The sequence below is a fragment of the Longimicrobium sp. genome (genome assembly GCF_036399935.1).
Taxonomy (GTDB): Bacteria; Gemmatimonadota; Gemmatimonadetes; order Longimicrobiales; family Longimicrobiaceae; genus Longimicrobium.
In genome coordinates this window covers 1-26,133 of sequence record NZ_DASWMD010000083.1, presented here as the reverse complement: position 1 = coordinate 26,133, position 26,133 = coordinate 1, and the positions used below count along the sequence as shown (strand labels likewise).

The window sequence follows — 26,133 nt, the reverse complement described above, 5'->3', positions numbered from 1 at the left end:
ATGGCGATCAAGGGCAACCTGAAGGAGGCCAGCCTACCCGACGTGCTGCAGCTGCTGGCCATGGGGCAGAAGACCGGCTGCCTGGCGCTGACGGACCGCAGCAACTTCGGGTACGTGTTCTTCGAGCGCGGCCGCATCACCTACGCCTCCATCGTCAACCGGCGCGACCGGCTGGGCGACCTGCTGGTGAAGAACGGGCTGCTGAACCCGGTAGACCTGGCCGCCGCCATCGAGGAGCAGCCCCGCCACCCCGGCGTGCGCCTGGGCGAGCTGCTCATCCGCCGCGGCGCAATCACCCGCGACCAGCTGGAGCAGTACATCCGCATCCAGATCGAGGAGGCCGTCTACTTCCTCTTCACCTGGACGCAGGGCACCTTCAGCTTCGAGCCCGAGCAGCGCCCGGAAGAGGGCGCCATGCTGGTGTCCATCAATCCCGAGAACCTGCTGCTGGAGGGCGCCCGCCGGATCGACGAGTGGAGCCTGATCGAAAAGAAGATCCCCTCGCTGGACCTGGTGTTCGAGATCGACCGCAGCAAGCCCCTGGCGTCGCTGGAGCTGTCCGACGACCAGCGGAAGATCCTGCCGCTGATCGACGGCCGGCGCAGCGTGCAGGAGCTGATCGAGGAGTCGGGGATGGTGGAGTTCGACGTGGGCAAGGCGCTGTTCGGCTACATCCAGGCCGGCATCGCGCACCCCGTCGGGCGGCGGCAGGCGCAGGTGAAGGAGGTTCCGCAGGCCCGCATCGACGAGCACCGCAACCTGGGCGTGGCCTTCTATCGCACGGCCATGTACGACGAGGCCACGCGCGAATTCCGCCGCGTGGCCGAGCTTCAGCCCCGCAACGTGGACGCGCGCTTTCACCTGGCGCTGATCGGGCTGCGCAAGGGCGACGACCGCTTCGCCCTTCGCTACCTGCGCGAGGTGGTGGAGATCGGCGGTCCGCGCGCCACGGTGTTCCACTCCATGTCGCTGGCGCTGGAGCGGCTGGGGCGCGTGGCCGACGCGCGCCTGGCGGCCGACGAGGCGCTGAAGCTGGCGCCCAAACGGCCGCAGGTGCTGCTTTCGCGCGCCGTGCTGCTGCTGAAGGCGGGCGAGGCGCACGAGGCGGCGGAGGCGTTCCGCGAGTACCGCCGGGTGATGGAGGGGAAGCGCGTGCCCCCCGCGTACTACGCCTTCGCCGTGCTGGCCGAGGCCGCCGCCGGGGCGCCCGACGCGGCCATCCGCCTGGGCGAGGAGGCCATCGCCCAGCACCCCCACGCGGCGCCGGTGTACCTGCACCTGGGCAGCGTGTACGAGCGCAAGGGAAGCTGGGAAAAGGCCGAGGCCATGTACCGCCGGGCGGCCGACGAGGACCGCGAGCTGCCGCAGGCGCACAAGGCGCTGGGCGACGCCCTGTACCGCCGCGGGGCGTACGACGACGCGGCCGAGTGCTACGGGCGGGCCGCGCGGCTGAACCCGCGCCTGGGCGACGACGTGTACTTTCGCATGGGCAACATCCACTACAAGCGGATGGAGCGGCAGCAGGCGGTGGAGCTGTGGCGCAAGGCGCTGGAGATCAACCCCCAGAACTCCGTCGTGCGCACCAACCTGGAGCTGGTGGAAAGCGTGCTGCGATGAGGCCGCCCGGTGGTCCCCCCGCCTTCCCCGGCTTCACCCTCCCGCTGGAGGGCGACGACGAGGGACTGGAGAAGCTGAAGCGGAAGATCGAATCCGATCGCGGCTTCAACTGCCAGTTCTACAAGGAAAAGTGCCTGCGCCGCCGCATCGCCGTACGCATGCGCGCCCGCGGGCAGATGTCGTTCGCCGACTACTCGGCGCTGCTGGACCGCGAGCCGGCGGAGTACGACCACCTGCTCGACACGCTGACCATCAACGTCACCAAGTTCTTCCGCAACCTGGAAACGTGGAACGCGCTGGAGCAGCACGTGCTTCCCGAGCTGTTCGCGGGGCGCGCGCCGGTGAAGGTGTGGAGCGCCGGCAGCGCCAGCGGCGAAGAGGCGTACACCTGCTCCATGCTGTTCCGCGACTGGCTGGCGCGGAACGGGCGTGCGCACGAGGCGGGGCGCATCCAGATCACCGGCACCGACATCGACCGGCGCAGCCTGGAGGCGGCCCGCCGGGGCGAGTACCCGGAGCTGTCGATGGCCGAGACGCCGCCCGACGCGCAGGCGCGCTGGTTCACCGGCGGGCCGCCCTGGGCGGTGAAGCCCGAGGTGAAGCAGGGCGTGGCCTTCGAGCACCGCGACCTGATCTCCGGCGAGCCGCTGGCGGGGCAGAACCTGATCTTTTGCAGGAACGTGGTGATCTACTTCGACCGTGAGATCCAGGAGCGGCTGTTCCGGCGCTTTCACGACGCGCTGGCCCCGGGCGGGTACCTGGTGATGGGCAAGGTGGAAACGCTGATCGGCGAGGCGCGGCTGCTGTTCAGGCCCGTCAACAACCGCGAGCGCATCTTCCGCAGGCCCCCCGAATGAACGGCCGCGCCAGCGCCACCACCTACGTGAAGGTGGCCCAGCACGCCGTCGGCGGGCCCGAGGACCTGCTGGTGACCCTGGGCCTGGGCTCGTGCGTGGCCATCGTCCTGCACGACCCCGACGCCCGGGTGGGGGGGATGGCGCACGTGCTTCTGCCGGAGCCGGCGCTTTCGCGCGACCGCAGCAACGAGAGCAAGTTCGCCACGACGGCGGTGCCGCTCCTGGTCCGCGAGATGGCGCGGCGCGGCGCCCGGCCGGGGCGGCTGCAGGCGCGGCTGGTGGGGGGCGCGGCCATGTTCCAGACGCTGATGGTGCCCGGCACGCTGAACATGGGCGAGCGCAACGTCCGCGCGGCGCGCGAGGCGCTGGAGCGCGCGGGGATCCCCGTGCTCAGCGAGAACGTGGGCGGCGACTACGGGCGGTCCGTCCGCTTCGCCGTGGGCCAGGGGCGCACGACCGTGAGCTCGGTGGGAAAGCCCGATGTCGTCCTCTGACCGCCGCCCGCAGACCGTGCTGGTCGTGGACGACAGCGCCTTCATGCGGCGCGTCATCACCGACATCCTTTCGCGCACCGACGAGTTTCGCGTCGTGGGCACCGCGCGCGACGGGCACGACGCCCTGCGCAAGGTGCACCAGCTGGAGCCGGACCTGGTGACCATGGACGTGGAGATGCCCGGGCTGGACGGGCTTTCCGCGCTGGGGTACATCATGAGCGAAACGCCCCGCCCCGTGGTGATGCTTTCGGCGTACACCACCGAGCGGGGCGAGGCCACCATGCGGGCGCTGGACTACGGCGCGGTGGACTTCGTCGCCAAGCCGTCGGGCACCATCTCGCTGAACCTGGACACGGTCGCCGACCGGCTGCTGGACGCCCTGCGCGCCGCCGCCGCCGCCAACCTGTCCGTTCTCCCGGTGCAGATGCGCCGGTCGGCCCTGCGCCCGGCCCCGGCCGCCGTGCCGGGGCGGGGTTCGCTGTCGATGCCCGTGGCGCCGCCGGTCGCGCCTGCCGCCGACGCCGCGCCGACGCCGCCTGCCCCGCCCCGCGTTCCCGCGGCACACGAGACGGCGGCGGACCTGGCCGTGGTGGTCGCCGCGTCCACCGGCGGGCCGCGTGCGCTCACGGAGCTGATCCCCCGGCTGCGCGCCCCGCTGGGTGCCGCGGTACTGGTGGTGCAGCACATGCCGCCCCGCTTCACCCGCTCGCTGGCGGAGCGGATCGACGGCATGTCGGAGCTGGCGGTGAGCGAGGCGGTGGACGGTGAGCCGGTGCTGGCCGACCACGTGTACTTTGCGCCCGGCGACTTTCACATGCGGGTGGTGCGCGAGGGCGGGCAGGCGCGGCTGGCGCTGGACCAGTCGCCCTCCCTGTGGGGGGTGCGCCCCGCGGCGGACTACCTGTTCCGCACGGCGGCCGAGGTGTTCGGTGCGCGGACGGTGGGCGTGGTGCTGACCGGGATGGGGAGGGATGGCGCGGAGGGGCTGCGCGAGATCGTGGAGGCCGGCGGGTCGGGGATCGCGCAGGACCGCGCCACCTCCGTGATCTACGGGATGCCCGCCGCGGCGGCGAAGAGCGCCGGGAGCGTGATGCCGCTGGACCAGATCCACACGGGGATCGAGCGCGAGGTGGACCTGCGCCCGCGGTCGACGGCCATCGCCCGGGAGGACGGGTGACCGCCCCGGCGCAGGAGCTGGGCTTCCGGGCCCTGCTCGCGCGGGGGGCGGGGGCGCAGGTGGTGGCCTTTCGCATGGGGGGCGAGCTTCACGGCTGCGACATCCGGCTGGTGGAAGAGGTGGTGACGAAGCAGCGCATCCATCCCCTTCCGGACGTGCCTCCGCACCTGCTGGGCATGATCCTGCTGCGCGGGGAGATGGTGCCCGTGGTCGACGTTTCCGCCGCGCTGGGGCTTTCGCTTTCGCCCGGCGGAGCGCGGCCCATCCTGGTGACCGGCGTGGGCGGGGCACGGGTGGGCGTGGCGGCCGACGCGGTGCACGAGGTGATGGAGGTGCCGGCCGAGGCGCTTCGCCCGGCGCCGCACGCCGCGGGCGACCGCGACGCGTACGTGGTGGGCGTGGCCCGGCTGGCGCCCGGGCTGGTGACGTTGATCGACCTCGCGGAGCTGCTTCGCGAGCGGACCACCCTGGACACCCGGACAGCATGAGGAACGTTCGTCAGGCGGCGGTGCCGCAGGTGCAGCTGGTCACCTTCAGCGTGGGCGGCGAGGAGTTCGGGCTGGACGTGTTCTCGGTGCACGAGATCCTGCGCTACCAGGAGGTGACGCCCGTTCCCCGCGCCCCGGCGTTCGTGGAAGGGGTGCTGGACGTGCGCGGCACCGTGGTTCCCGTGGTGGACCTGCGCCGCCGCTTCGAGGTGGCCCAGATCGGCTACGACGACGAGACGCGCATCGTGCTGGTGGAGTTCGCCGGCGAGCGGCTGGGGCTGGTGGTGGACAGCGTGACCGAGGTGCTGCGCGCGCCGGAAACCTCCATCTCCGCGCCCCCCGCCTACATCAAGGGGCTTTCCGCCGAGTTCATCCGCGGCATCGTGCGGCACAACGGGCGGCTGATCATCCTGATGGACCTAGACCGCATCCTGAGCAGCGAGGAGCGCATCGCCCTGGAGAGCGCGGACCTGGAGAGCGCGGACCTGGAGGGCGCGGACGTGCAGGCGGCGGAAGGGGTGGCGGAAGGGGCATGACCGCGCGGGAGCTGCTGGACGCGTTTCTGGCCCGCTACGGGCGGATCGAGGCCGAGCTGGAAACCGCCGGCGCCGCGGACCGCGAGCGCCTGCGCGGCGAGATCGTGGCGCTGTTCCGCGAAACGGAAACGGCGCTCGACGAGCTGGCCGGCTTCAAGGAGCGCATCCGGGCGCTGGTGGAGCGCTACAAGTCCCTTCCCCCGCCTCCCGCCCCGGCGCAGCAGCACACCATCGTTTCCGACCACATCGGCAGCAGCACGTACGTCGAGCGCGGGTGGACGGCCATCGCTTCGGGCGACGCGAAGCGCGCGGTGAAGGAGCTGGAGCGCGCGCTGGAGCTGGCGCCCAACGATCCCCACGCCGAAAGCCTGCTGGGGTGGGCGCAGATGCTGCGCGAGCAGTACGACGACGCGCTGATGACCTACCACAAGGTACTGATGAAGGACCCCAACAACCCGCTGGCGCGGGTGAACCTGGGGTACATCTGCCTGAAGAAGGGGATCTTCGGCGAGGCCATCGAGCACCTGAGCAAGGCCATCCGGCAGGACGCCGACCGCAAGAGCAGCCTGTACGCGCACTTCTACATGGGGCTGGTGTACCTTGAGCGCGAGATGTACGACGACGCGCGCGGCTTCTTCCGGCAGACGCTGGAGCTGGGGCCCAACATGCTGGAGGCGTGGTGGGAGATCGGGCGGGCGTACTACCGGGAGGGCAACAAGGCCGCGGCGGCCGAGGCCTGGCGCACGGGCCACCAGACCAACCGCTTCAACCTGTGGGGCGAGCGCTGCGGCAAGGCGCTGGCCCAGCTGGAGTCCGGCAAGCCGGTAGAGGCAGCGGGCTGATCCGCCTCGGCCTCGCGTTTCTCCTCCTGCTCATCGGCGCGTCCCCCGCGCTGGCGCAGTCCCCCCTCGATACGCTCCGCTCCGGCACGCTGCGGGTGATCCACGCGCCCCGGCACGCCGCCCTGGCCCGCGAGGTGATGGCCCAGGCCGTGGCGCCCATGCCCCTTCCCGGCTTCGGCCGCGGCGCCGCCCCCGAGTCCACCACCATCGTCCTGGCCACCAGCCCGCGCGCCTTTTCGGCGGCGACGGGCGGGCGCACCCCCGAGTGGGCGGGCGGCGTGGCCATGCCGTACGAGCGGACCATCGTCATCCCCGCCTACCCCGTTCCCGGCGTGGACCGCCGCCAGGCCGACGCCACGCTGCGCCACGAGATCGTTCACCTGGTGCTCCACGAGCGCCTGCCCGGCACCATCCCCCGCTGGTTCGACGAGGGGTACGCCGAGGTGGCGTCGGGCAGCTGGAACGCCGACGAGGCGTGGGCGCTGCGCGTGGCCTTCATGCTGGGGCGGGCGCCGCCGCTGGACTCGCTGGAGCTGGCCTGGCCGGCGGGCGAGGGGCAGGCGCGGCTGGCCTACCTGCTGAGCGCCACGATGGTGGACCACCTGCGACGCCGCGCGGGCGAGCGCGGCTTTCAGCTGCTGCTGCACAACTGGCGGCGGCTGGGCACGCTGGACGCCTCCATCCGCGAAACCTTCGCGATGACGCCGGGGCAGCTGGAAGACGAGTGGAAGAAGGCGGTGCGCTCGCGGTACGGATGGATGCAGATGGGGGCCAACGTGGGCGCCGTGTGGGGCGTGGCGCTCCTGCTGGCCCTGGTCGCCTGGATCCCGCGCCGCCGCCGCAACCGCGCGCGCGTGGCCGAGATGGAGCGCGAGTACCACATGCTCCCGCCGCCGCGCGAGGACGGCGTGAACGTGGAGTATCCCCTGGCCGAGGACGACGACGAGCGCTAGCAGCGGGGCGGATCGCACCTCCACGACGTCCCGGCTTCGGGTCGCGTGCGGGGGACGACTCCGGATCTGCGCGGTCGTTCTGGCCGGAGAAAGCCCTGTGCGGATGGCTCCGCACAGGGCTTGGCGTCGTACCGGATGTGAACTCCCGCGAGCGGAACCCGGCCGGCTACGGTGTTTCGGGCGTGGGCACGCCGGTTACGTATGCAACGAATGCCCTGAGACGCTCAAGGTTCCTGCGCTCCAGGCGGAATTCCTTGTTCCCGAGCCGGCCTTCGACCCGGTCCCGCATCGCGAGGTTGCGGAGACTCTCGAGATCGATCACCACGTCGAGCACCTCCACCAATCGCGGGTTGTCGATGCTCGACGAGTACTCGCCGGGCAGAGCCACCCGGTGTCCGTCGGACAGCAGCAGGAACACCTCCTTGGGTGCGTCGAGCAACTGCCATCCAGCCGACATGAAGGGCTTCAGGGTGAACCGAAGGACCGCGCGGTCCGGCGCGGCACCGCTCCCCTCTCCGGAAAGGATCGTGAACACCTCACCTTCGATCTGCACCGATCCCTGGCTTCCGAAGAGTTCGCTTCGCACCATTGTTTGGTCCCGAATGCGGTCGTACTCCGCGGACACCCCGCTGGGGGGCCTCGGCGGGCGGGATTGCGCGACCGCGCCGATGGGCAGCGCGGCGAGGACCAGGACGAGAAGGAATACCCGCATCGCGAATCTCACGGTGTAGGGGGATGGGAACGTTGTGCACCCATGCGCGGCCGCCACGCGGCGGTCCCGGATGCCTGGCAAGTCGATTCGATCCGTTTTCATCGAGCGCCGCGGAACCGCGGCCCACACGCGCGCGAAACCGGCGAAGGAGAGAAGAACCGGCGGGTCGGCCCCGGGGTGCACCGGCGAGAGATCCCCTTCCTGGCAGACACCGGCGGCGCTCACCCCGAACGTAAACATGGAGGAACTGCTAAATGTATCTACTCGGCGTTTTCCGTCAAGGCGCTGGCGGCGAACGCGGCCGACATGCGGCGACCGCTGAGCTACCGGATCTTCGTGGCCCGCCAGGTCACGTCCGGCGGCGAATCCAGCAGCAGGAAGATGGGATTCTCGTCGGGGCGCACCGTGTCGGGCAGCACCACCACCTCGGCGCTGAACTCCCTGCCGATGCCCTTGCCGTTGCCGCCGCGGTGCCCGAGAACGTAGTTCACGGAGTCGGTGCACGAGCGCGTCTCGCCCGGGCAGGCGCGGGCCAGCACGGCGAAGGTGCCGCCGTGCCAGTAGGCGCCCTCCATCCGCATCTCCTGGCCGAAGATCCGCGCGTTCATCCAGATGGGGTCGCTCGCGTTCGCCACCCCGGTCGGCGTGTGGTGGATGGACAGCCGTCCGGCGACGCTGTCGGACTCCACCGCGGCCAGCCGCCACTCGCCCGAAATGTCTTCCTGCTTGCACCCGGCCAGGATCAGCGCCGCGCAAAGCATGGATAGCCGGCGGACGGAGCGGAGAGCGTGCGTCATCGGAGCAGACGGGAGAGCGGTTGGGCACGAGGATTCCGACAAACGTTTGAAGCCTCCGATGTGAGACACTGCCTCTCCTCAGGCGGCGTCCAGAACGTGGCTCTTGCGTTGATTTCTCCATCGGACGAGATTAGTCCAGAGTGTTTCTTTCACCTCTGGAGGAACCGTGGAAAGCACCCGACGAAAGCTCGCGATCGCGCCGAATCGGCGCGGCCCCGTGCACCTGGCGCCGAGCAGCGCACGTGATGGTTCGCTCACGGAGGCGGAGATCAAGGCCCTGTTGGTTCGGGGCTTCGACCGGGCCCGGGGGATCGAGATCGACGACCTGTACCCCCCCTCGTTACTAGTGGAGCCGCCGGAGGAAGTGTTTCGGGAGATGCTTCTGGCCGGCTGCCAGGCGATTCGCGGGATCGAGATCGACGACGTCTTTCCCGCGAACAGCACCGCGGGACGAAGCAACCCTGGTTGACGCCCGCGGCATCCCATCGGGCAACCACGACGTCGCCATGGCCCCTCCGGGGTTGACGCTTTCGCCCCACAGCCCTAAACTTTTCGCATGTCGAGACCTGCACCTTCCAAGCCGCGGACCGTCGCTTCGTCCGCCACCACGTCGGTCGCCGACGCCGAGAGCACGCTTCGCTTCGGGCCGCTGAACGGGGCGCTGGTGGGCATCGGCCTGGCGAGCATCGTGTACGGGTTCGTGCTGCTGGCCGGGGGCAGCACCGTGGGCGCGCCGCTGCTGCTGGTGCTGGGCTTCGCCGTGCTGGTGCCGCTCGGCATCATCCTGTAGTCCACGATCGCCAAGGGCGCTTAGCTCAGCTGGTTAGAGCACCGGTTTTACACACCGGGGGTCGGGGGTTCGAATCCCTCAGCGCCCATCCGCAACGATCGCCGCCCCGATGCCCTTTCCGGCGTCGGGGCTTCGATTTTTTTCGGCAGGGCCGACAAGTGAGTCGAACGAGCATGAGCGAGGACAACTTCGACGACCGTGTGATCGCCGAGCGCGAACTGGAAATGGCTGGCGAGCATCCGCGGCGGGTCGTGGTGCGGATGAGCGTGCCGGTCCGAGTTGCGGATGGCGAATGGGGCTGCCCGTTTCAGATCCGGGGGGCCGGCGACGAACGGGTCCGGACCGCCTACGGGGTGGATGGAGTCCAGGCGTTGCAGCTTTGCATGGAGATGATCCGGGCGGATCTCGGAGCACTGCAGCGCTGCCACCGGCTGACCTGGCTTGGCGAGGACGATCTGGGCTTCTAGGGCGAAGCTCGGGAACAGGCCCACCAGGATCGAGCGAAGCGGGGCTCCGGCATTCAGCGGATCCGGACGACCGAGAACACCGCCTGGGGTTCGCTGGACAGGTCGATCAGGTACTGCGCGTCGCCCAGCGGGTCCGTTCCGTCGATGAAGATGGGCCAGCTGCCTCCCGTACGGAGCTGGTACGCCGTGCCGAACGCGGCGCCCGGTCGCGCGATCAGCCACCTCTCGGGGCCGTGGGCCACCGGGGCGGCCATGGCCGGCAGATCGAACTGCAGGTACCGGGTGTGCGCCGGCAGGTCCGGCGAAATGGCGAGTGCCGCGGGCACGTCGCTGGTGTTGCACCGCCCGCCGCAGGCCTGGGGCCGCCGCAGGAACTCCAGGTAGCGCACGGCTTCGGCCCGGGCGACCACGTCCGTCAGCGAGAGGGCGGGCAGGTGCCGGCGCACCGCCGCCTCGGCCTGCGTGCGCGAGTGGGCGGAGAGCGCCAGGTCGCGCGCCGCGCGAAGGCCGTCGCCTCCCGCCGCTTCCACCTGGTCGGCCAGATAGGCGAACAGGAACGACGCGTCGTCGTATCCCCTGAACAGCGAGTTGCCGGGGCTGACGTGCATCGACGGAAGCACCAGGGTGCCCACCAGGGGAACGGCGACGTGGCCGGTGCGCGACGGCGTTTCGGACTTCAGGGCGCGCGCGGCGAACGCGAGCTGGGGGGCGAAGTCGGCGAACCCTTCCACGATCCACGGGCCCACCGGTGCGTCCAGGCCGGTCCACTGCTGGAAGTGCCGGACGTGGGCGAACTCGTGCGCCAGGAGCGACTCGGCCAGCCGGAGCGGCTGCTGGTACATGGCGGGCGGGCCGCCCTGGGTTCCGAACCAGTAGTCGATCACCGTCAGGTCCCCACGCGCCCATCCCCACACGCCGGATTGAAGCGGCATGTTCAGCGCGAGGTCGCGGCCGCCCCCGTTCCGCCCCGCCACCGTACCCCCGTACGCACCGCCGAACAGCCGGTCCAGCTGGCGCTTGGAACCGCCGTACGCTTCGTCTAGTTTCGGGTATTCGGCAAGAGGGATGCGGCGTGCGGCGTGGCCTCCCGGCCCCACGAGGCGGCCGAGGAGCACGTCGGCGTGCTCGGCGAGCACCAGGTTCTGACCCACGTAGGTGACGATCGCCCGGTCGCTGGCCGGGGCGCCGTCCGAGGTACGCACCCCCGGGTCGAGCAGGGCGAAGGCGGCGCCCACCAGGGTGTCGCCCACGGCCACCAGGGCCTGCTCCACCCCCGCCACGCTCACGTTCAGTCGTGCCGCGCCGGCGCCCGCCGTCCGGGCCGCGGGGCGCACCTGGCGAACCGCGCGCTCGCGCCTGGGTGTGCCCTCCCGCCACGCCGGCGCGCGCGCGCGGGCGTTCCCGTCCGAACGCGGGGCGGGCGAGGCGGCCGGCAGCGCGGCGGCGTTCAGGCCGGCCGTATGGAACCGGAACACGGGATAGGCCGCGGGGACGGCCTCGCCGGCGCCGTGGAAGAGGCCCTGCCCCTCGAAGTTGAAGGACTCGAGCGCGTCGTTGGGCTGCTTGCCCGTGGAGTAGGGCAGCAGGTACGTAAGGACCATGTACTGCCGGCCGCGGTCGCGGCCCGCGCGGAAGTCCAGGCAGCCGGGTGCGCCGGGGTCCGAGCCGCGGAAGGTGCGGATGTCGCCCGGCGCCATGTCCAGCGACAGCGTGGCGGTGGGCGAGCACGACGCCAGGGCCGGGGCGGCCACCTCCACCCGCACGGCCAGGCTCACCCCGTTCACCAGCACCGTCAGCACGCTCGTTCCCGCGGTGCGCCCGGTCACCAGGACGGGGGTGCCGTCGAGCCTGCCCGGGCCCAGCCGTGCCGAAAAAACGGTGGTGTCGCCCACCACCAGGCGAAACGGCCGCAGCTGCGGATTGCCGCCGCCGGAATGCGCCGTGACGTGCACGGCCGTGATCCCCCCCGGCAGGGCCCGGACCGCGTGGACCTGCGACTGCGGATAGCGGGTGCTCACCGCGCCGGGGTAGGGGTGAAGGTCCACCCGCAGCTCGTCCATCGCTGCTTCGAACACGCTCGCCTCCAGCGTGTCGGCCGCGATGCCGGCCGAGGCGATCACCTTCAGGGCGCGCGGCGCGGCCAGGGGGGTGATCGCCGGGCGAACGAAGCGGGGGCCGCACTCCCTCACCAGCGCGGCGTCGGGGCAGGTCCACCGCACGGAGTCGCCCATCATCTCGCCGCGAACTCCCCGCAGCTCCACCGCCAGCACCAGGCTGTCCGTCACGTCGATGGTCCGGGGCGCGGTGGTGATGGTGACCGACACCGCGCGGTCGCGCCCCACGCGGTATTCCAGGACCAGCAGCGCGTCCAGGGCCGTCACGGCCCCGTCGCGGCTGAGGTCGCCCTGCGGAGACACGGTGAACGAGGCGGGGAGCGGCTTGCCCGCGGCGTGGGCCAAAATGGCGAGCGCGTCCACCGCCGTCATGGCGCCGTCCCCGTTCACGTCTCCGCGCAGGTCCACGGCCGACGACGCCGCGTCCGCGCGCCGCGTGCGCACGGCCGCGGAATGCGAAGACGTTGCGGGCCCGGCCGGGGTGGCGGCCTGCCCATCGCCCGCGCGGATGAAGGCCGCGCCCTCCACGTTCGGCCGCAGGATGGCTTCTTCGATCGACAGCTGGAAGTCCGCGGCGCGGAACGAGGCGCCGTCCTCGAACCGCACGACCAGGCCCGTCCCCTGGATTCCGTCCACGGCCACGCCGGCGAAGCGGATGCGCCCGGCGGCGGGGGAGTGCCAGGCCAGGGAAACGCCCCCCGGCGCCGTGACCTCGGCCACCCGGTAGCGCGCCGCATCGAAGCGGATCTCGCCCTGGAAGCTCTGCACCCGTTCCGGGCCGTCCCCCGCGTCGAAGCGAAGCTCCAGCGTGCGCGCCCGGGGCGACTCCAGCTCGGCACGGGTGGCCGGGGATAGCTGCATGGCCCACCCGTCCCGGTCGTGAAGGCCCGGCACCATCGCGTCGGCGCACGAGCCCAGGGCCAGCGCGGCCGCCAGCGCGGCGGCCAGGCGCCGCGCCCGGGAGTAGCGCCCACGGCGCTCCGTGCGGGGGTTGTTCATGGCCGTACGAGTCAGGGGAGAACGTGCACCGTACCGGCGGCCACGATCGGCAGCTTGTACGCGGCGAAGCCGGTGCTGGCGGGGGCCGACGGGAACTTCACCTCCAGCCGGGCCGTGTCGCCGGGAAGCGCGCCCGCGGCGACCTCGAAGACGAGCGTGACCACCGTGAGCCGCGCCGTGCCCGCCGGGGTGCTGGACGCGAACGACAGCCGGTAGCGGCCGGGAACGCTGCTCTGGCCGACGCTTCCCGCGAGCCCGGGCGTGGCGGAATCCAGGCGGAGCACCGAATGGGGATACGTGACGTCGATCTCCAGCGCGCCCAGGTCACCCGGGGCCTGCACGCGCGACATGTCCAGGACCAGCGGAACCGTGACCTTCTCGCCGCGGCGCGCCTGCACGCGCTCGGCGCCCCCGGCGAGGGCCGTCGCGAACAGCTCGTCCGCTTCGGTGACCGCGACGACGACGGTGCCGGACCGCACCTGGTCAAGCTCCGCGTACAGGGCCACGTGGCCCAGGGCCGTCGCGTGGAACACCCCCGCCTCGCGGAGCTCCAGGACGGCCGCGCTCCCGCGCCGCACCTCGCTCGTGGTCCACAGGGGCTGCCGGGGGATGGTGTCTCCCTCGGCGTCCAGGGCCACGGGGCGAAGGTGCACGGTGTCGCCCACGGCCATCACCTTCAGCCGGGGGGGCAGCACCACGCTCGCGGGGGGAAGCTGAAACACCTCCAGCGACACCGAGCCCGACCGGCCCTCGCTCGTGGCCGTCACCGTCACGGTGCCGGCGCCCACTGCGGCGAGCGCCCCATCCGCGCCCACCGTCGCCACGCCGGGCGCGGAGGTGGACCAGGCGATCTCGCGCCCGGTGAGCGGGGCGCCCGCGGCGTCGGTGGGCGTACCCGTGAGCTGAATCCGCTTTCCCGTCTTCAGCCGGGGCTGCGGCGAGGTCACCACGACCTTCGCCACCGGCGCCGCGGTGATGGTAAGGGCAAGGGTGCCGCTCTTTCCCGATCCCGTCTCGACGGCGGTGATCGTGGCCGTTCCCGGCGAAACCCCGTTCACCAGCCCCGCGGCGCTCACCGAGGCGACCGCCGCGTCGCTGCTCTGCCAGGAGAACGCGCCGGAGGCCAGCGCCCCGCCCGCCGCGTTTTTGGCCATGGCGGATAGTTGCAGGCTTTCGCCCGCGCGCAGGCTGACGGCGGACGCGGATACGTCCACGCGGTCCACCGTGGTGTCGGGCGGGGTGACGCCGCCGCCTTCTCCACACGAGGTGGTGAAAACCAGGACGGAGCCCAGCAGGTACGAGCCAGCCCGCCGGTACCAGCGGCAAGCAGAAAAGCGCGGTGTTGCGGGCATGCTCGGAACGGTCCTGCGGGGGAGGAACATCTCGGGAAGGTACCGGTGCGCGGCCCCGGAGGAGGCGCGCAGGGGCGCCGGTGTGGAAACACCTGGCTACGCGATCGGAATTCTAACCCGGACGTTTTTGAAAGGCAAGCTCCGCCGCACATGGCCTACACGTCTGCGGCGAAACGAGTTGGCCAGGCCGGTGAATGCGGCAGGCGGGCGGCGGCGGGATGCAATCCGAAACAAAAAAGCAGCACGCAGAGGACGCAGAGAAAACAGTGGGGACGCAGAGGGGCCGTGGCTTCCCTCTGCGTCCTCTCGGTCCCCCTCTGCGACCTCTGCGTGATTGCCGTTGTCAGGGCCGGGGCATCGTTCGGGAATCAGGACTCACCGCCCGCGTCCGGAGGTGACGTTCCGGCAGGTCACGGCGTCGAACGGCGAGGGGAGTGGTCCCGGTGGCCTTCCCCTCGCGCCCCGCCGCCCGATATCTTACGGGACGGCACCTTCGGCACACACCCGCTCTCACGATCGCCCGGCACCACGTGCGGGGCATGGCGCTTTCATGACCGATCCCGGCTCTTCGGCGCGCGCCGTGCAGGCACCCGGGAGCGACCCCTTCCTGTCGTTCCTTGGCACCCACCCGCTCCTGACGCTGGTGCACGATTCCGCGCCGCTCCAGGTTCTGGCGGCGAACCCGGCGTCGCTGCATCTTTACGAATACGAATCCGGCCGATTTGTGCAGTTCGCGCCTGCGGCCCGGACCCTGCCCCCACCCCCGCGGACCATGGCACACGCACCCACCGGCGCGCCGGCGGCTCGGCGATCCGGCTGGCGCTCGCCTCCAGCGCCGTGCGGTACGCCGGCCGCAAGGCGCGCCTGGTGACCCCGCGCGAAGCCTCGGGCGAGCTCGCCGACCGGCGCTTTCGCCAGGCGCTGGAGCACGCCCCCATCGGCATGGCGCTGGTGGCCACGGACGGGCGGTGGATGATGGTGAACCGCGCGCTCTGCCGCATCACCGGGTACTCCGAAGAAGAGCTGCTGGGGCTGGCCTTTCACGAGGTCACCCGCCCGGGCGACCTGGACGCCGACCTGGCCCAGGTGCAGGCGCTGCTGGCCGGTGAGGGCGACAGCTACGAGATGGAAAGGCGCTACGTGCGCCGCGACGGGGAGGCGGTGTGGGTGCTGCTGACCGTGGCCGTGGTGCGCGACGACGCAGGCCAGCCGGTGCAGTTCATCGCGCAGATGCAGGACATCGCCGAGCAGCGCGACGCCCGGGTGGCCCTGCGCAGGAGCGAGGCGCGGTTCCGCTCGCTCATCGAGAACGCCACCGACGTCATCACCGTGCTCGACGCCGACGGCCGCATCCGCTTCGAGAGCCCGTCGGTGAAGCGCATCCTGGGCTACGACCCCGACGAGCTGCTGGGCCGGCCGGTGACGGACTTCATCCACCCCGACGACCACGCGCACGTGCTGGAAGCGCTGGCCGAGCGCATCCGCAACCCCGGCGTGGTGCAGTCGGTGGAGCTGCGGTTCCGCCACCGCGACGGCGGATGGCGCAACCTGGCGGCGCGCGGGGCCAACCGGCTGGACGACCCCGCCGTGCGCGGAATCGTGGTCAACTCGCGCGACGTCACCGAGCGCCGCCACGCCGAACAGGAGCTGCGCCGCACGGCCGAGCACCTGCGCGAGCTGGTGGCCGCGCAGCAGGAGTTCGCCACCGCCGGGCTCAATCTGGAGCCGCTGATGGTGAGCATCGCCGCGCGTGCCTGCACGCTGACGGGGGCGGACGGCAGCGTCGTGGAGCTGCTGGACGGCGACGAGATGGTGTACCGCGCCGCGTCCGGCTCCATGCAGCCGCACCTGGGGCTGCGGCTGCGGGTGGACGGCAGCCTGTCGGGATTGTGCGTGCGCACGGGCCAGGTGCTGCGCTGCGACGATTCGGAAACCGACCCGCGCGTGGACCGCGCCGCCACCCGGCAGGTGGGCGTCCGGTCGATGCTGGTGGTTCCGCTGGTGGCCGAGGGGCGGCGGCTGGGGGTGCTGAAGGTGGTGTCGCCGCGGCCCCGCGCGTTCGGCGAAGGGGAGTCCAACACCCTGTCGCTGCTGGCCGGGGTGATGTCGGCGGCCATGCGCGACGCGCTGGCGTACGAGACGGAGCAGCGCCTGCTGGCCACCAGCCGCGAGGCCGAAGACAAGCTGCAGGCCTACGCCCGCGAGCTGCAGCGCAGCAACCGCGAGCTGCAGGACTTTGCCTACGTGGCCTCGCACGACCTGCAGGAGCCGCTGCGCAAGATCCAGGCGTTCGGCGACCGGCTCGCCGGGCAGGCCGGCGCCGCGCTCGACGAGCAGGGGCGCGACTACCTGGCGCGCATGCGGAGCGCCGCCGCGCGCATGCAGGCGCTGATCCAGGACCTGCTGGCGTATTCGCGGGTGGCCACGCGGCCGCAGCCGTTCGTGCCGGTGAACCTGGACCAGGTGGCGGCCGAGGCGCTGGGCGACCTGCAGGTGCGCATCGCCGCCACCGAGGCGCAGGTGGAAATCGGCCCGCTCCCCACGGTGCAGGCGGACCTGATGCAGATGCGGCAGCTGCTGCTGAACCTGGTGGGGAACGCCGTGAAGTTCCATCGCCCCGGCGTGCCCCCGGTGGTGCGGGTGGCGGGGCGGCTTCTCGGGGCCGACGAGGCGCCCCCGGGCGCGGAAGTCGTGTCGTGGGCGGAGGTGACGGTGCGCGACGAGGGGATCGGCTTCGACGAAAAGTACCTGGACCGCATCTTTTCGCCCTTCCAGCGCCTGCACGGGCGCGGGGAGTACGAGGGCACGGGAATGGGGCTGGCCATCTGCCGGCGCATCGCCGAGCGGCACGGCGGCACCCTCGAGGCGCACAGCCAGCCGGGGCGCGGCTCCACCTTCACCATCCGCATTCCCGCCCTCCGGGCGGCGCAGCAGGAGGCCTGACCCCATGACGCCTGTGCAGGGGAGCCGCGTGTTGATCCTGATGGCCGACGACGATGCCGACGACCGGCTGCTGGCCGCGGACGCCCTGGCCGAGGCCCGGCTGAACAACGAGCTGCGCTTCGTGGAGGACGGCGAGGAGCTGATGGACTACCTGAACCGGCGCGGCCGCTGGTCGGCCCCCGGCGCCGCGCCCCGCCCGGGGCTGATCCTGCTCGACCTGAACATGCCGCGCAAGGACGGCCGCGAGGCGCTGCGCGAGATCAAGGCCCACCCCGAGCTGCGCCGCATTCCCGTGGTGGTGCTCACCACCTCGCGCGCGGAAGAAGACGTGGTGCGCAGCTACGACCTGGGCGCCAGCTCGTTCATCTCCAAGCCGGTGACCTTCGACGGGCTGGTGAGCGCCATTAAGGCGCTGGGGCGCTACTACATCGAAATCGTGGAGCTGCCCCCCCCGGCCGGGGAGGGGGAATGATCCCCGAGACGCTGCGCGTGCTGCTGGTGGAGGACGACGAGGACGACTTCGTCCTGACGCGCGCCCTGCTGGCCGACGCGCGGGGGGTGAAGTTCCAGCTGGAGTGGGCGCCCACGGTGGACGACGGCCTGGCCGCCCTGCGCGACGGGAGGTTCGACGCCGTGCTGCTGGACTATTACCTGGGCGGAGCCAGCGGGCTGGACTTCCTGGACCGGCTGACGAGCCACGCGGCCACCCCCCCGGTGCTGCTGCTGACCGGCGTGGGCGACGACGGGGTAGACATGGCCGCCATGCGCGCCGGCGCGGCCGACTTCCTGGTGAAGAGCCAGATCACCCCGCTGCTGCTGGAGCGGGCCCTGCGCTACGCCGTGCAGCAGCACCGCTCCGAGCAGGCGCTGCGCGAAAGCGAGGAGCGCTTCCGGCAGCTGGCCGAAAACATCGGCGCGGTGTTCTGGCTGTACGACCTGGCCGAGGCGCGCACCGTGTACGTGAGCCCCGCCTACGAGCGCATCTGGGCCCGCTCCGTCGGCGAGCTGTACGCCGACCCCCGCCTCTGGCTGCGCTCCGTGCACCCCGACGACGCCGAGGCCCTGGCCTCCGTCACGGGAAAGGTGGAGCCGTACGAGGTGGAGTACCGCATCGTACGGCCCGACGGCGAGGTCCGCTGGATCCGCGACCGCGGCTTTCCCATCCGCGATGCGCACGGCGCGGCCTTCCGCACCGCCGGCATCGCCGAAGACATCACCGAGCGGCGCGCGGCCCAGGACACGCTGGCCAGCCGCGAGGCGTACTTCCGCGCGCTGATGGAGAACGCCCAGGACCTGGTGGTGAGCCTGGACCTGGAAGGCAACGTGCGCGACCACAGCCGCTCGGTGGAGCGGCTGCTGGGCTACACCTTCGACGAGCTGCACGGCCGCAACATCTTCGAGATCATCCACCCCGAAGACGTGAACGAGGTGGTGGGCGCCTTCATGTCCATCCTGGGCCAGCCGGGGGCCTCGGTCACCCGCGAGTACCGCATCCGGATGGCGGACGGCAGGTGGCGCATCCTGGAAAGCACGGGCTACAACCTGGTCGAGCACCCGGCCGTGCGCGCCGTGGTGGTGAACTCGCACGACGTCACCGAGCGGCGCCAGGCCGAGCAGGAGCTGCGCGCCAGCGAAGAGCAGCTTCGCCAGTCGCAGAAGCTGGAGGCGGTGGGGCGCCTGGCCGGCGGCATCGCCCACGATTTCAACAACCTGCTCACGGCCATCCAGGGCAACGCCGAGATGCTGCTGATGGAGGCGCCGGAAACGGGGCCGCTGCGCGAGGACCTGATGGAGATCAAGCGCGCCTCCATCCGCGCCGCGGGGCTCACCCGGCAGCTGCTGGCGTTCAGCCGCAAGCAGATGCTGGCGCCCAAGGTGCTGGACCTGAACGCCAGCGTGAGGGAGATGGAGCGCATGCTGGCCCGGCTGCTGGGCGAGGACGTCACCCTGGTCACCCGGCTGGACGCCCACGCGTCGCGGGTGAGGGCAGACCCCGGCCAGCTGGAGCAGGTGATCCTGAACCTGGCGGTGAACGGGCGCGACGCCCTGCCGCGCGGGGGCACCCTGGTCATCGAGACCGCCGACACGCGGCTGACCGAGGAGGACTCGCGCCGCTACCCGTACTCCGTGGTCCCCGGCCCGTACGTGCAGCTGACGGTGTCGGACGAGGGGGTGGGGATGGAGCCGGAGGTGCTGGCCCGCGTCTTCGAGCCGTTCTTCACCACCAAGGAGCCGGGGCACGGCACGGGGCTGGGCCTGTCGACGGTGTACGGCATCGTCAAGCAGAGCGGCGGCTACGTGTGGGTGGAAAGCGAGCCCGGCCGCGGCACCACCTTCCGCGTGTTCCTGCCCGCGGTCGACGCCGAGCCCGACCGCCTGGAGCCGGTGCTGCACGTGCTGGACGACGGCGGCCCTCGCACGGCCACCATCCTGCTGGTGGAAGACGAGGACGCGGTGCGCACGCTGGCCCGCAAGATCCTGGAGCGCAAAGGGTACGTGGTGCTCGACGCGCGCTGCCGCGCCGACGCGCGCCAGGTGTTCGAGCAGGCGGGCGGCCGCATCGACCTGCTGCTGACCGACGTGGTGATGCCCGAGGGAAGCGGCCGCGAGCTGGCCGAGGAGCTGCTGGCCGTTTCGCCCGGCCTGCGGGTGGTGTTCATGTCGGGCTACACCGACGACGCCCTGATCCGCCACGGCGTGCTGGAAAGCCGCTTCCAGCTGATCCAGAAGCCGTTCACCCCCGACGCGCTGTGGAACGCGGTGAGCGAGGCACTGGAGAAGGGAAGTGCGTAAGGGAAGTGCGTGAGTGCGTGAGTGCGTGAGTGCGTGAGTGCGTGAGTGCGGAAGTGCGCGTTTGATGATCCCTTCCGCACTAACGCACTAACGCACTAACGCACTGTCTTTCTTGCAGTCCGTTTGTCGTTTTGACCGACGTAAAGTGGTACGCGCGTTGCCTTTGCACAGGGCGGCCGCGCGGGCGGGGTGCCTGCGCGACGTTCGTGAACCAACCGTCGGCCCACTGGGCTACACAAACCGGAGGAACGACAGATGACCATGTACTCCACCACCCGCTTCAACGACCCGCTCGACGCGCTGTTCACCAACTTCATGGGCGGGCGGCAGGGCAACGGCGCCACCCTAATGCGCGCGCCCGAGACCGACGTCGTCGAGACCGAGCGCGAGATCCGCGTGGTCACCGAGATGCCGGGCCTCAAGCGCGACGCCATCGAGATCGACGTCGAGAACAACGTCCTCACCATCCGCGGCGAAAAGCGCGAGGAGCGCACGGAGGGCGAGAAGGGCCGGTTCCACCTGGCCGAGCGCCGCTACGGCACCTTCACCCGCTCGTTCGTGCTGCCGCGCGACGTCGACAGCGAGGCCATCCAGGCCACCTTCGAGGACGGCGTGCTCACCGTGGTCGTCCCCAAGAGCGAAAAGGCCCGCCGCCGCAAGATCCAGATCGGCGGCGAGGGCGGCCAGCAGCAGATCGGGGTGGAGACGGGCGAGCGCGAGACGCAGGGCGCCTGATCTCTCCCGCCTGTCCCCCGGGTTCCCTGAGACAGCCGGATAGACGAGGCCCGCCGTGGACGGTTCCACGGCGGGCCTCGCTGCGTCCGGCGCGCGGGGGTCAGCTCTTCGCCTGCGGCTCCACGCGCGGCACGGTGCGCAGGTACATCCACATGGCGCGCAGCTCATCGTCCGTCATCCTGCCGACCGCCTTCCACGGCATCGCGGGATTGATCGCCGAGCCGTCCGGGCGCTTGCCCTCGCGCATCGCCCGGAACCAGTCGGCCTCGCTCCACGAGCCGATCGGCCCGCCGGGGGTGATGTTGGGCGTAGGCAGGCCATGGCCGGGGCCGCCACCCAGGCTGGGGGTGTGGCACCCCACGCACCCGCCCACGCTCACCAGGTACTGCCCGTACTCGCGCGTCACGCCCTGCGGCGGAACCCGGCGGGTACGGGGCGCGTGGTCGATGATCTCGGCGGGCAGGGGAAGCTGCCGCGTGGCGAGAAGCACGTGCCCCAGCGGACCCACCTTCGACGGGGCGAGCTCCCGGTCCACGGGCGGGACCGTACGAAGGTAGGCGATGACGGCGGCGACGTCCTCATCGCTCAGGTGCTGGAATTCGTCCGACGGCATGATGAGCAGCGGCCGCTTGTCGTGACGCACGCCATGGCGGATGGCTGCCTCGAGCTGCGCGTCGGTGTAGCGGGGCAGCACGCCTCCCTTGCCCGCGGTAAGGTTGGGGGCGTTCAGCACGGCCATGGGCATGCCGTCGATGAACACCGTTCCCCCGAGGTCCTGGCCATGGCACTCGGTGCACATGGAAACGGCGCTGGCCACGTGCTTGCCCCGCGCCACCTGCGCCGGGTCGCGCGTGATGTTCAGCGACGCTGCCGCGACGTCGAACTTCTGGTCGAGCCGCTTCTTGCTGGCGCCGTACGCCACGGCGAGCGCCAGCAGCAGCAGGACCACCAGCCCGCCAAGGCCGATGCCCAAACGCTTCATCCACTTCTTCATCGAGCGGTTTCCTCCGGAGGGTCCTGCGGGGTGGGATTGCCGGATGGCCGGCGGGGGAGCGGGGGCGGGCGCGGAGGGACTGCTGCGCCCGCGAAGGCCGAAGGGTAATCGCGTGTTCCGCCCGGGTCAAGAAAAATCTGACATCGAACCCGGACGAACATTGGACAGAGCGCATGCAGCGAGGCCCTGCATCGGTGGGCGATGCAGGGCCTTCGAGGGTCCATGATCCGCTCTCGTCCAGGCGTCAGGGGATCACCGGCTGGCAGCCGGCTCCCGCCCGGGCCGGTACCGCCGCACGGTCGCGCGCTCCACGTCCGCCTCGGTGAAGGCGACGGGTTTCATGCGGTTGGCGGCGAACATCGCGGCCTGGTCGTCGTGGTGCGGCGCGCCGGGCTTGCTGCTCTCGCCGTACGCCAGCACGCTGTAGGCGCGCACCGGGGTGGTGAACTCCACCGCGAGCACCCATCCGTCCCCGCCCACCACGGTGCGCGTTCCATCCGGCTCCTCGCGAAAGTTCAGCACGCGAAAGCATCCCAGGAACCCGCTGCACCCGCCCACGGGCACGTCCACCGAGCCGTGGCGCACGCGGTGAACCGTGCCCCACGCCACGTCCGTGCTCCCGTACTTCCGCTGCACCTCTGCCACGGCCCAGGCGAACGCTTCCGCCGCGCGCGCGGGGTCTCCCAGGCCGCGGGGGGTGGCCAGGGGCTCGGCGGCGGTCCACGCCCGGGCGAAGAGCGCCGCGGCCGGCACGGGAAAGCCCACCGAGGCGGCGCTGGGCGGGGCCTGCGGGCCCGTCCGCACGTATCGCCACCACCAGGCTTCGAAGAGCACGCCGCCGCGGCTTTCCGCCGCCGCCGTGTTGTCCCAGCGCTCCAGAACGGCCGCCGCCTGGGCGACCTCCGGCGTGGGCTGGGCGGCGCGCACGGCCCGCAGCAGGTCGTCCTTCACGCGGTCCGCCAGGATCATCCGCATGCTGTGCTTGGCGGCCACCACGTCTTCCAGCGAGAACTTCCGGTCGTTGTGAAGCAGCTCCAGCGAGTGCTGGCTGCGTAGCCGCAGCTCCGCGCCGCCGGGAAAGTAAGCGGGATAATCCTCGCGCCGAAGCGGCTGGTGCAGGGTGGTGAGGTACGGCGGATCGTTCTCGTTGCGCACGTATCCCCCGCGCGGATTGAGCACCTGCGGAAGCGAGTCGAACGCCACGACGCGCGTCCACACGTCGGTGCTCCGCGTGGCGGGAATTGCCGCGGTGTCGCCGCCGGAGGGGTGCGGGAAGGCCGGGTGGGTGGCGTTCCACACGTAGTAGATGTTCCCGTCGCGGTCGGCGTAGGTGAGGTTGGAGGTCACCCGCGCCCGCATGCGCACGGCGTTCGTCCACTCGGTGCGGTTGCGCGCCCGCATCATCTTCAGGAACTGCTCGCCCCCGCGGAACTCGTCCTCGCCCGCGGCCCGCACCACGTAGATCTTTCCCCCGCCGCGATGGATGACGGGGCCCAGCGGCGTCGTCCAGCTTTCGCGCGTGACCGTGCCCACCCCCGGGCCGTTGGCGAACTCCACCGTTTCCGTCTCGCGCCGCACGGCGACGGAGCCGCCGTCGAAGAGGTAGTGGTCGGGACGGGCGGGATCCACCTCCAGCGCGTAGATCTCTTCCAGGTCCGGCGCGTTGTTGGTGGTGGCCCAGCCCAGGTACGGGTTGAAGCCACCGACCAGCACGATGGGCCCGCCCAGCCGGAAGTCGCCGTAGAAGTCCAGCTGCCCGGGCACCGTCACGTGCGCCTCGTAGTAGCCGGCGGACCACGCCAGGTGCGGGTTGCGCAGCAGGATGGCGCGCCCGGACCGGGTGCGGCTGGGCGCGAGTGCCCACGCGTTGGAGCCGTCCTCCGCGCCCGGGGCCTGCGGGTCGCCTTCCGCCCCGGACTGCCCTCCCCCGCCCCGCGGCGTCTCGCCGCGCACGCGGTTCAGGAAACGCCGGACGTCCGGGCCGCCGCCGCCCATCCCCTGCGCGTGCACGTCGTGGCCGCTGAAGGTGGGTGTCACCCACGCGGGAAACTCGGATCGATGGAGCTCCACGTAGCGGTTCACCCCGGCGGCGAACCCGTCGTACATGTCGCGGGTGTCGGGTTCCAGCAGGGGATAGGTCGCCACCGCCCGCCGGTGCACGGGGCGGAAGCCGAAGTCCGAGTCCAGACTGTCGGCGCCGTAGCGCAGGGCCAGCTCGCCCCGCGCGCGCACCAGCCCCTGGACGATGCGCATCCCGTGGTCTTCCAGCTGCACCCACCCCAGCCCAAAGCCGGCCGCGCGGAAGTTCTCCCCCCGGATGTGCGGCACGCCGTACGCCGTGCGGCGGATCTCCACCTGGTCCGCCAGGCTGGCCTGCGCGGCCGCTGCGGGTGCGTACGCGGCGAGCGCGAAGGCGGCCAGCGCCCATCGCGGCGTGGAAAGCGTCATCGGTCGGTCCTCGGGAGCGTGGAACGGGGACGGGACGTGCATCTTGTGCATCGCCACGCCCTTCCGCAATGTCAGGTGTTTCTCGCCCGCGCCCCGGACACGCGCCGGGGCTGATCCATCGGCGGACTGCCCCCTCTCCCCGGAACCACCCCATGCCCTTCGCCACGATCACCCGGCGGCTCCTGGCCGGCGCGGCGCTTCTCGCGGCCCTTCCGCTGCACGCCCAAACCCCGTACGACCTGATCATCCGCAACGGCCGGGTGCTGGACGGCAGCGGCAACCCCTGGTACCGCGCGGACGTCGCCATCCGTGGAGAGCGCATCGTGGCCGTCGGCGACCTTTCCGGACAGCGCGCGGCGCGGGAGATCGACGCGGCGGGGCTGTACGTGGCCCCCGGCTTCATCGACGTGCACACCCACGCGGGCGAGGGGCTGGCGACGGCGGCGCTCAGCCACGGGCAGCCGCTGCTGGCGCAGGGGATCACCACGGTGCTGGTGAACCCCGACGGGGGCGGAGCGACGGACATGGCCCGCCAGCGCGCGGAAATGCAGTCGCACGGCATCGGCGTGAACGTCGCGCAGATGGTGCCGCACGGCTCGGTGCGGTCGCGGGTGATGGGGATGGCCGACCGCGCGCCCACCCCAGCCGAGATGGACCAGATGCGGGCGCTGGTGCGGGCCGGGATGGAGGAGGGTGCGTTCGGCCTGTCGACGGGGCCGTGGTACGCGCCGGGAAGCTTCGCGAAGACGGAGGAGCTGATCGACCTGTCCCGGATCGTGGCCGGCTACGGGGGCGCCTATTCCAGCCACATCCGCGACGAGGCGGACTACAACGTGGGGCTGGTGGCAGCGGTGGACGAGGTGATCCGCATCGGGCGCGAGGCGCGGCTTCGCGTGGTGGCTACGCACCTCAAGGCGCTGGGGCCGCGGGTGTGGGGCTACTCCGGCGCGCTGGTCAGCCGCATCGACCGGGCCCGCGCCGAGGGGGTGGAGGTGTTCGCGGACCAGTACCCGTACACCGCCTCCGCCACCTCGCTGAGCGGCGCGCTGGTGCCGCGGTGGGCGCTGGCCGGCGGCGACACGGCCCTCCAGCGCCGCATCGCCGATCCGGCGGAGCGCGCCCGGCTGCGGGTGGAGGTGCTCGACAACCTGGACCGGCGCGGCGGCGCGGACCGCATCCAGTTCCGCCGCCACCGCGCGGACCCGACCATCGAGGGCAGGACGCTGCTGTGGGTGGCGCAGCGCGGCGGGGTGGAGCCGGTGGACGCGGTGCTGGAGCTGCTGCGATCCGGCAACCCGGGCGTCGTATCGTTCAACATGCTCGACGCCGACGTGGACCTGCTGATGCGGCAGCCGTGGATGATGACCTCGTCCGATGGCGACCTGGTGCCGATGGGCGAGGGCGTGCCGCACCCGCGCTCGTACGGCACCTATCCGCGCAAGATCCGCGAGTACGTGGTGGAGCGCGGGGTGATGGACCTGGCCGCGGCCATCCGCAGCATGACGTCGCTCCCGGCGACGGTGTTCCGCATCCCCGACCGCGGCACGCTGCGTGAAGGCGCGGTTGCAGACGTGGTGGTGTTCGACCTGGCGCGCGTGAACGATCCCGCCACGTTCAGCGATCCGCACAAGCTGGCGGAGGGGATGGTGCACGTGCTGGTGATCGGCCGGCCGGCGGTGGACCAGGGCCGCTTCTCGCCCCAACTGCATGGGCGGGTGCTCGCGTTGCCGCGACGGCCGGGCGGAAGCCGCTGACGGCTCCGCCCGGCCGTCTCTTGGCGATGCACGAGGATGGGGCGGCCGCGGCCTCACGGGCGAATGAATTCGCTGCAACGACTACACGAAGTCCGCCTTCGTGGAATGCCGTTCATCTAAGGATTATCACTGTCACTGGCGGGGCGGTTGTGCACCTGTCCGTTCGCCGCCGTACCGGGTACTTGCTCTGCTTCCGCTTCACCCCGCGTTTGACGACTCGCCTGCGGCGGGGCGGAAGAATCTCCTCCAGGATTTCGTCGAGCACGGCTTC

At 71.6% G+C, this 26,133-nt stretch carries 22 protein-coding genes and 1 tRNA gene; 17 read left to right on the top strand and 6 right to left on the bottom strand.

All coding sequences use genetic code 11. The annotated features are described in order from the left end of the window. The 8 genes from VGB24_RS24605 to VGB24_RS24570 all read left to right on the top strand — a co-directional run bounded on the left by VGB24_RS24605 (position 1) and on the right by VGB24_RS24570 (position 6,964). The gene (locus VGB24_RS24605) at positions 1-1,617 is read left to right on the top strand and encodes a DUF4388 domain-containing protein (RefSeq protein WP_331075585.1); all 1,617 of its coding nucleotides are present in this window, start codon (positions 1-3) and stop codon (positions 1,615-1,617) included. Then, complete coding sequence (locus VGB24_RS24600; RefSeq protein WP_331075584.1) at positions 1,614-2,474, top strand: protein-glutamate O-methyltransferase CheR; 861 nt, start codon at positions 1,614-1,616, stop codon at positions 2,472-2,474. Before VGB24_RS24605 ends, VGB24_RS24600 begins: the two co-directional genes overlap by 4 nt. Continuing rightward, complete coding sequence (locus VGB24_RS24595; RefSeq protein ID WP_331075583.1) at positions 2,471-2,968, top strand: chemotaxis protein CheD; 498 nt, start codon at positions 2,471-2,473, stop codon at positions 2,966-2,968. Before VGB24_RS24600 ends, VGB24_RS24595 begins: the two co-directional genes overlap by 4 nt. Continuing rightward, the gene (locus VGB24_RS24590) at positions 2,955-4,145 is read left to right on the top strand and encodes a chemotaxis response regulator protein-glutamate methylesterase (RefSeq protein ID WP_331075582.1); all 1,191 of its coding nucleotides are present in this window, start codon (positions 2,955-2,957) and stop codon (positions 4,143-4,145) included. Before VGB24_RS24595 ends, VGB24_RS24590 begins: the two co-directional genes overlap by 14 nt. Next, positions 4,142-4,633 (top strand): chemotaxis protein CheW, encoded by a 492-nt coding sequence (locus tag VGB24_RS24585; protein ID WP_331075581.1) that lies wholly within the window; start codon positions 4,142-4,144, stop codon positions 4,631-4,633. Before VGB24_RS24590 ends, VGB24_RS24585 begins: the two co-directional genes overlap by 4 nt. Then, positions 4,630-5,169: a chemotaxis protein CheW gene (locus VGB24_RS24580; protein ID WP_331075580.1), complete on the top strand. Its 540-nt coding sequence runs from the start codon at positions 4,630-4,632 to the stop codon at positions 5,167-5,169. The genes VGB24_RS24585 and VGB24_RS24580 overlap by 4 nt, the downstream gene beginning before the upstream one ends. After that, positions 5,166-6,011, top strand: coding sequence for a tetratricopeptide repeat protein (locus VGB24_RS24575; RefSeq protein ID WP_331075579.1), 846 nt, complete (start codon positions 5,166-5,168; stop codon positions 6,009-6,011). The genes VGB24_RS24580 and VGB24_RS24575 overlap by 4 nt, the downstream gene beginning before the upstream one ends. A gap of 95 nt (positions 6,012-6,106) precedes the next feature. Then, positions 6,107-6,964, top strand: coding sequence for a peptidase MA family metallohydrolase (locus tag VGB24_RS24570; protein WP_331075578.1), 858 nt, complete (start codon positions 6,107-6,109; stop codon positions 6,962-6,964). A 166-nt stretch (positions 6,965-7,130) separates the two neighbouring features. On the opposite strand, the gene VGB24_RS24565 is transcribed toward VGB24_RS24570, so the two are convergent. Both VGB24_RS24565 and VGB24_RS24560 read right to left on the bottom strand, forming a co-directional pair. Then, positions 7,131-7,916: a hypothetical protein gene (locus tag VGB24_RS24565; protein WP_331075577.1), complete on the bottom strand. Its 786-nt coding sequence runs from the start codon at positions 7,914-7,916 to the stop codon at positions 7,131-7,133. An 83-nt stretch (positions 7,917-7,999) separates the two neighbouring features. Then, the gene (locus VGB24_RS24560) at positions 8,000-8,473 is read right to left on the bottom strand and encodes a hypothetical protein (protein WP_331075576.1); all 474 of its coding nucleotides are present in this window, start codon (positions 8,471-8,473) and stop codon (positions 8,000-8,002) included. A 166-nt stretch (positions 8,474-8,639) separates the two neighbouring features. Here VGB24_RS24560 and VGB24_RS24555 point away from each other — a divergent pair, with 166 nt between their 5' ends. The 4 genes from VGB24_RS24555 to VGB24_RS24540 all read left to right on the top strand — a co-directional run bounded on the left by VGB24_RS24555 (position 8,640) and on the right by VGB24_RS24540 (position 9,730). Further along, positions 8,640-8,942 (top strand): hypothetical protein, encoded by a 303-nt coding sequence (locus VGB24_RS24555; RefSeq protein ID WP_331075575.1) that lies wholly within the window; start codon positions 8,640-8,642, stop codon positions 8,940-8,942. A gap of 87 nt (positions 8,943-9,029) precedes the next feature. Next, complete coding sequence (locus VGB24_RS24550; protein WP_331075574.1) at positions 9,030-9,263, top strand: hypothetical protein; 234 nt, start codon at positions 9,030-9,032, stop codon at positions 9,261-9,263. 14 nt (positions 9,264-9,277) lie between these two features. Beyond that, positions 9,278-9,351: transfer RNA gene (locus VGB24_RS24545), tRNA-Val, on the top strand. Positions 9,352-9,436: 85 nt separating this feature from the next. Next, complete coding sequence (locus VGB24_RS24540) at positions 9,437-9,730, top strand: DUF6968 family protein (RefSeq protein ID WP_331075573.1); 294 nt, start codon at positions 9,437-9,439, stop codon at positions 9,728-9,730. 53 nt (positions 9,731-9,783) lie between these two features. On the opposite strand, the gene VGB24_RS24535 is transcribed toward VGB24_RS24540, so the two are convergent. Both VGB24_RS24535 and VGB24_RS24530 read right to left on the bottom strand, forming a co-directional pair. Further along, the gene (locus tag VGB24_RS24535) at positions 9,784-12,843 is read right to left on the bottom strand and encodes a dockerin type I repeat-containing protein (protein WP_331075572.1); all 3,060 of its coding nucleotides are present in this window, start codon (positions 12,841-12,843) and stop codon (positions 9,784-9,786) included. Between the two features lie 11 nt (positions 12,844-12,854). Beyond that, positions 12,855-14,195 carry an Ig-like domain-containing protein gene (locus VGB24_RS24530; protein ID WP_331075571.1) on the bottom strand — a complete coding sequence of 447 codons (1,341 nt, stop codon included), beginning with the start codon at positions 14,193-14,195 and terminating at the stop codon, positions 12,855-12,857. Positions 14,196-15,032: 837 nt separating this feature from the next. On the opposite strand from VGB24_RS24530, the gene VGB24_RS24525 reads away from it, so the two are divergent. The 4 genes from VGB24_RS24525 to VGB24_RS24510 all read left to right on the top strand — a co-directional run bounded on the left by VGB24_RS24525 (position 15,033) and on the right by VGB24_RS24510 (position 20,666). Further along, positions 15,033-17,138, top strand: coding sequence for a PAS domain S-box protein (locus VGB24_RS24525; RefSeq protein WP_331075570.1), 2,106 nt, complete (start codon positions 15,033-15,035; stop codon positions 17,136-17,138). A gap of 4 nt (positions 17,139-17,142) precedes the next feature. Continuing rightward, positions 17,143-17,610, top strand: a complete 468-nt coding sequence (locus VGB24_RS24520; protein ID WP_331075569.1) for a response regulator — start codon at positions 17,143-17,145, stop codon at positions 17,608-17,610. Then, entirely contained in the window at positions 17,607-19,931 is a 2,325-nt protein-coding gene (locus VGB24_RS24515) for a PAS domain S-box protein (protein ID WP_331075568.1), read from the top strand. The genes VGB24_RS24520 and VGB24_RS24515 overlap by 4 nt, the downstream gene beginning before the upstream one ends. Before the next feature lie 255 nt (positions 19,932-20,186). Continuing rightward, positions 20,187-20,666 (top strand): Hsp20/alpha crystallin family protein, encoded by a 480-nt coding sequence (locus VGB24_RS24510; RefSeq protein ID WP_331075567.1) that lies wholly within the window; start codon positions 20,187-20,189, stop codon positions 20,664-20,666. A 100-nt stretch (positions 20,667-20,766) separates the two neighbouring features. Here VGB24_RS24510 and VGB24_RS24505 read toward each other — a convergent pair whose 3' ends face one another. Then, positions 20,767-21,660: a cytochrome c gene (locus tag VGB24_RS24505; protein WP_331075566.1), complete on the bottom strand. Its 894-nt coding sequence runs from the start codon at positions 21,658-21,660 to the stop codon at positions 20,767-20,769. A gap of 252 nt (positions 21,661-21,912) precedes the next feature. After that, the gene (locus VGB24_RS24500; RefSeq protein WP_331075565.1) at positions 21,913-24,108 is read right to left on the bottom strand and encodes a penicillin acylase family protein; all 2,196 of its coding nucleotides are present in this window, start codon (positions 24,106-24,108) and stop codon (positions 21,913-21,915) included. 152 nt (positions 24,109-24,260) lie between these two features. Between VGB24_RS24500 and VGB24_RS24495 the strand changes: the two genes are divergently transcribed. Then, a complete protein-coding gene (locus VGB24_RS24495) occupies positions 24,261-25,862 on the top strand; it encodes an N-acyl-D-amino-acid deacylase family protein (RefSeq protein WP_331075564.1) in 1,602 nt (533 codons plus the stop codon). The last annotated feature ends 271 nt before the right edge of the window (positions 25,863-26,133 follow it).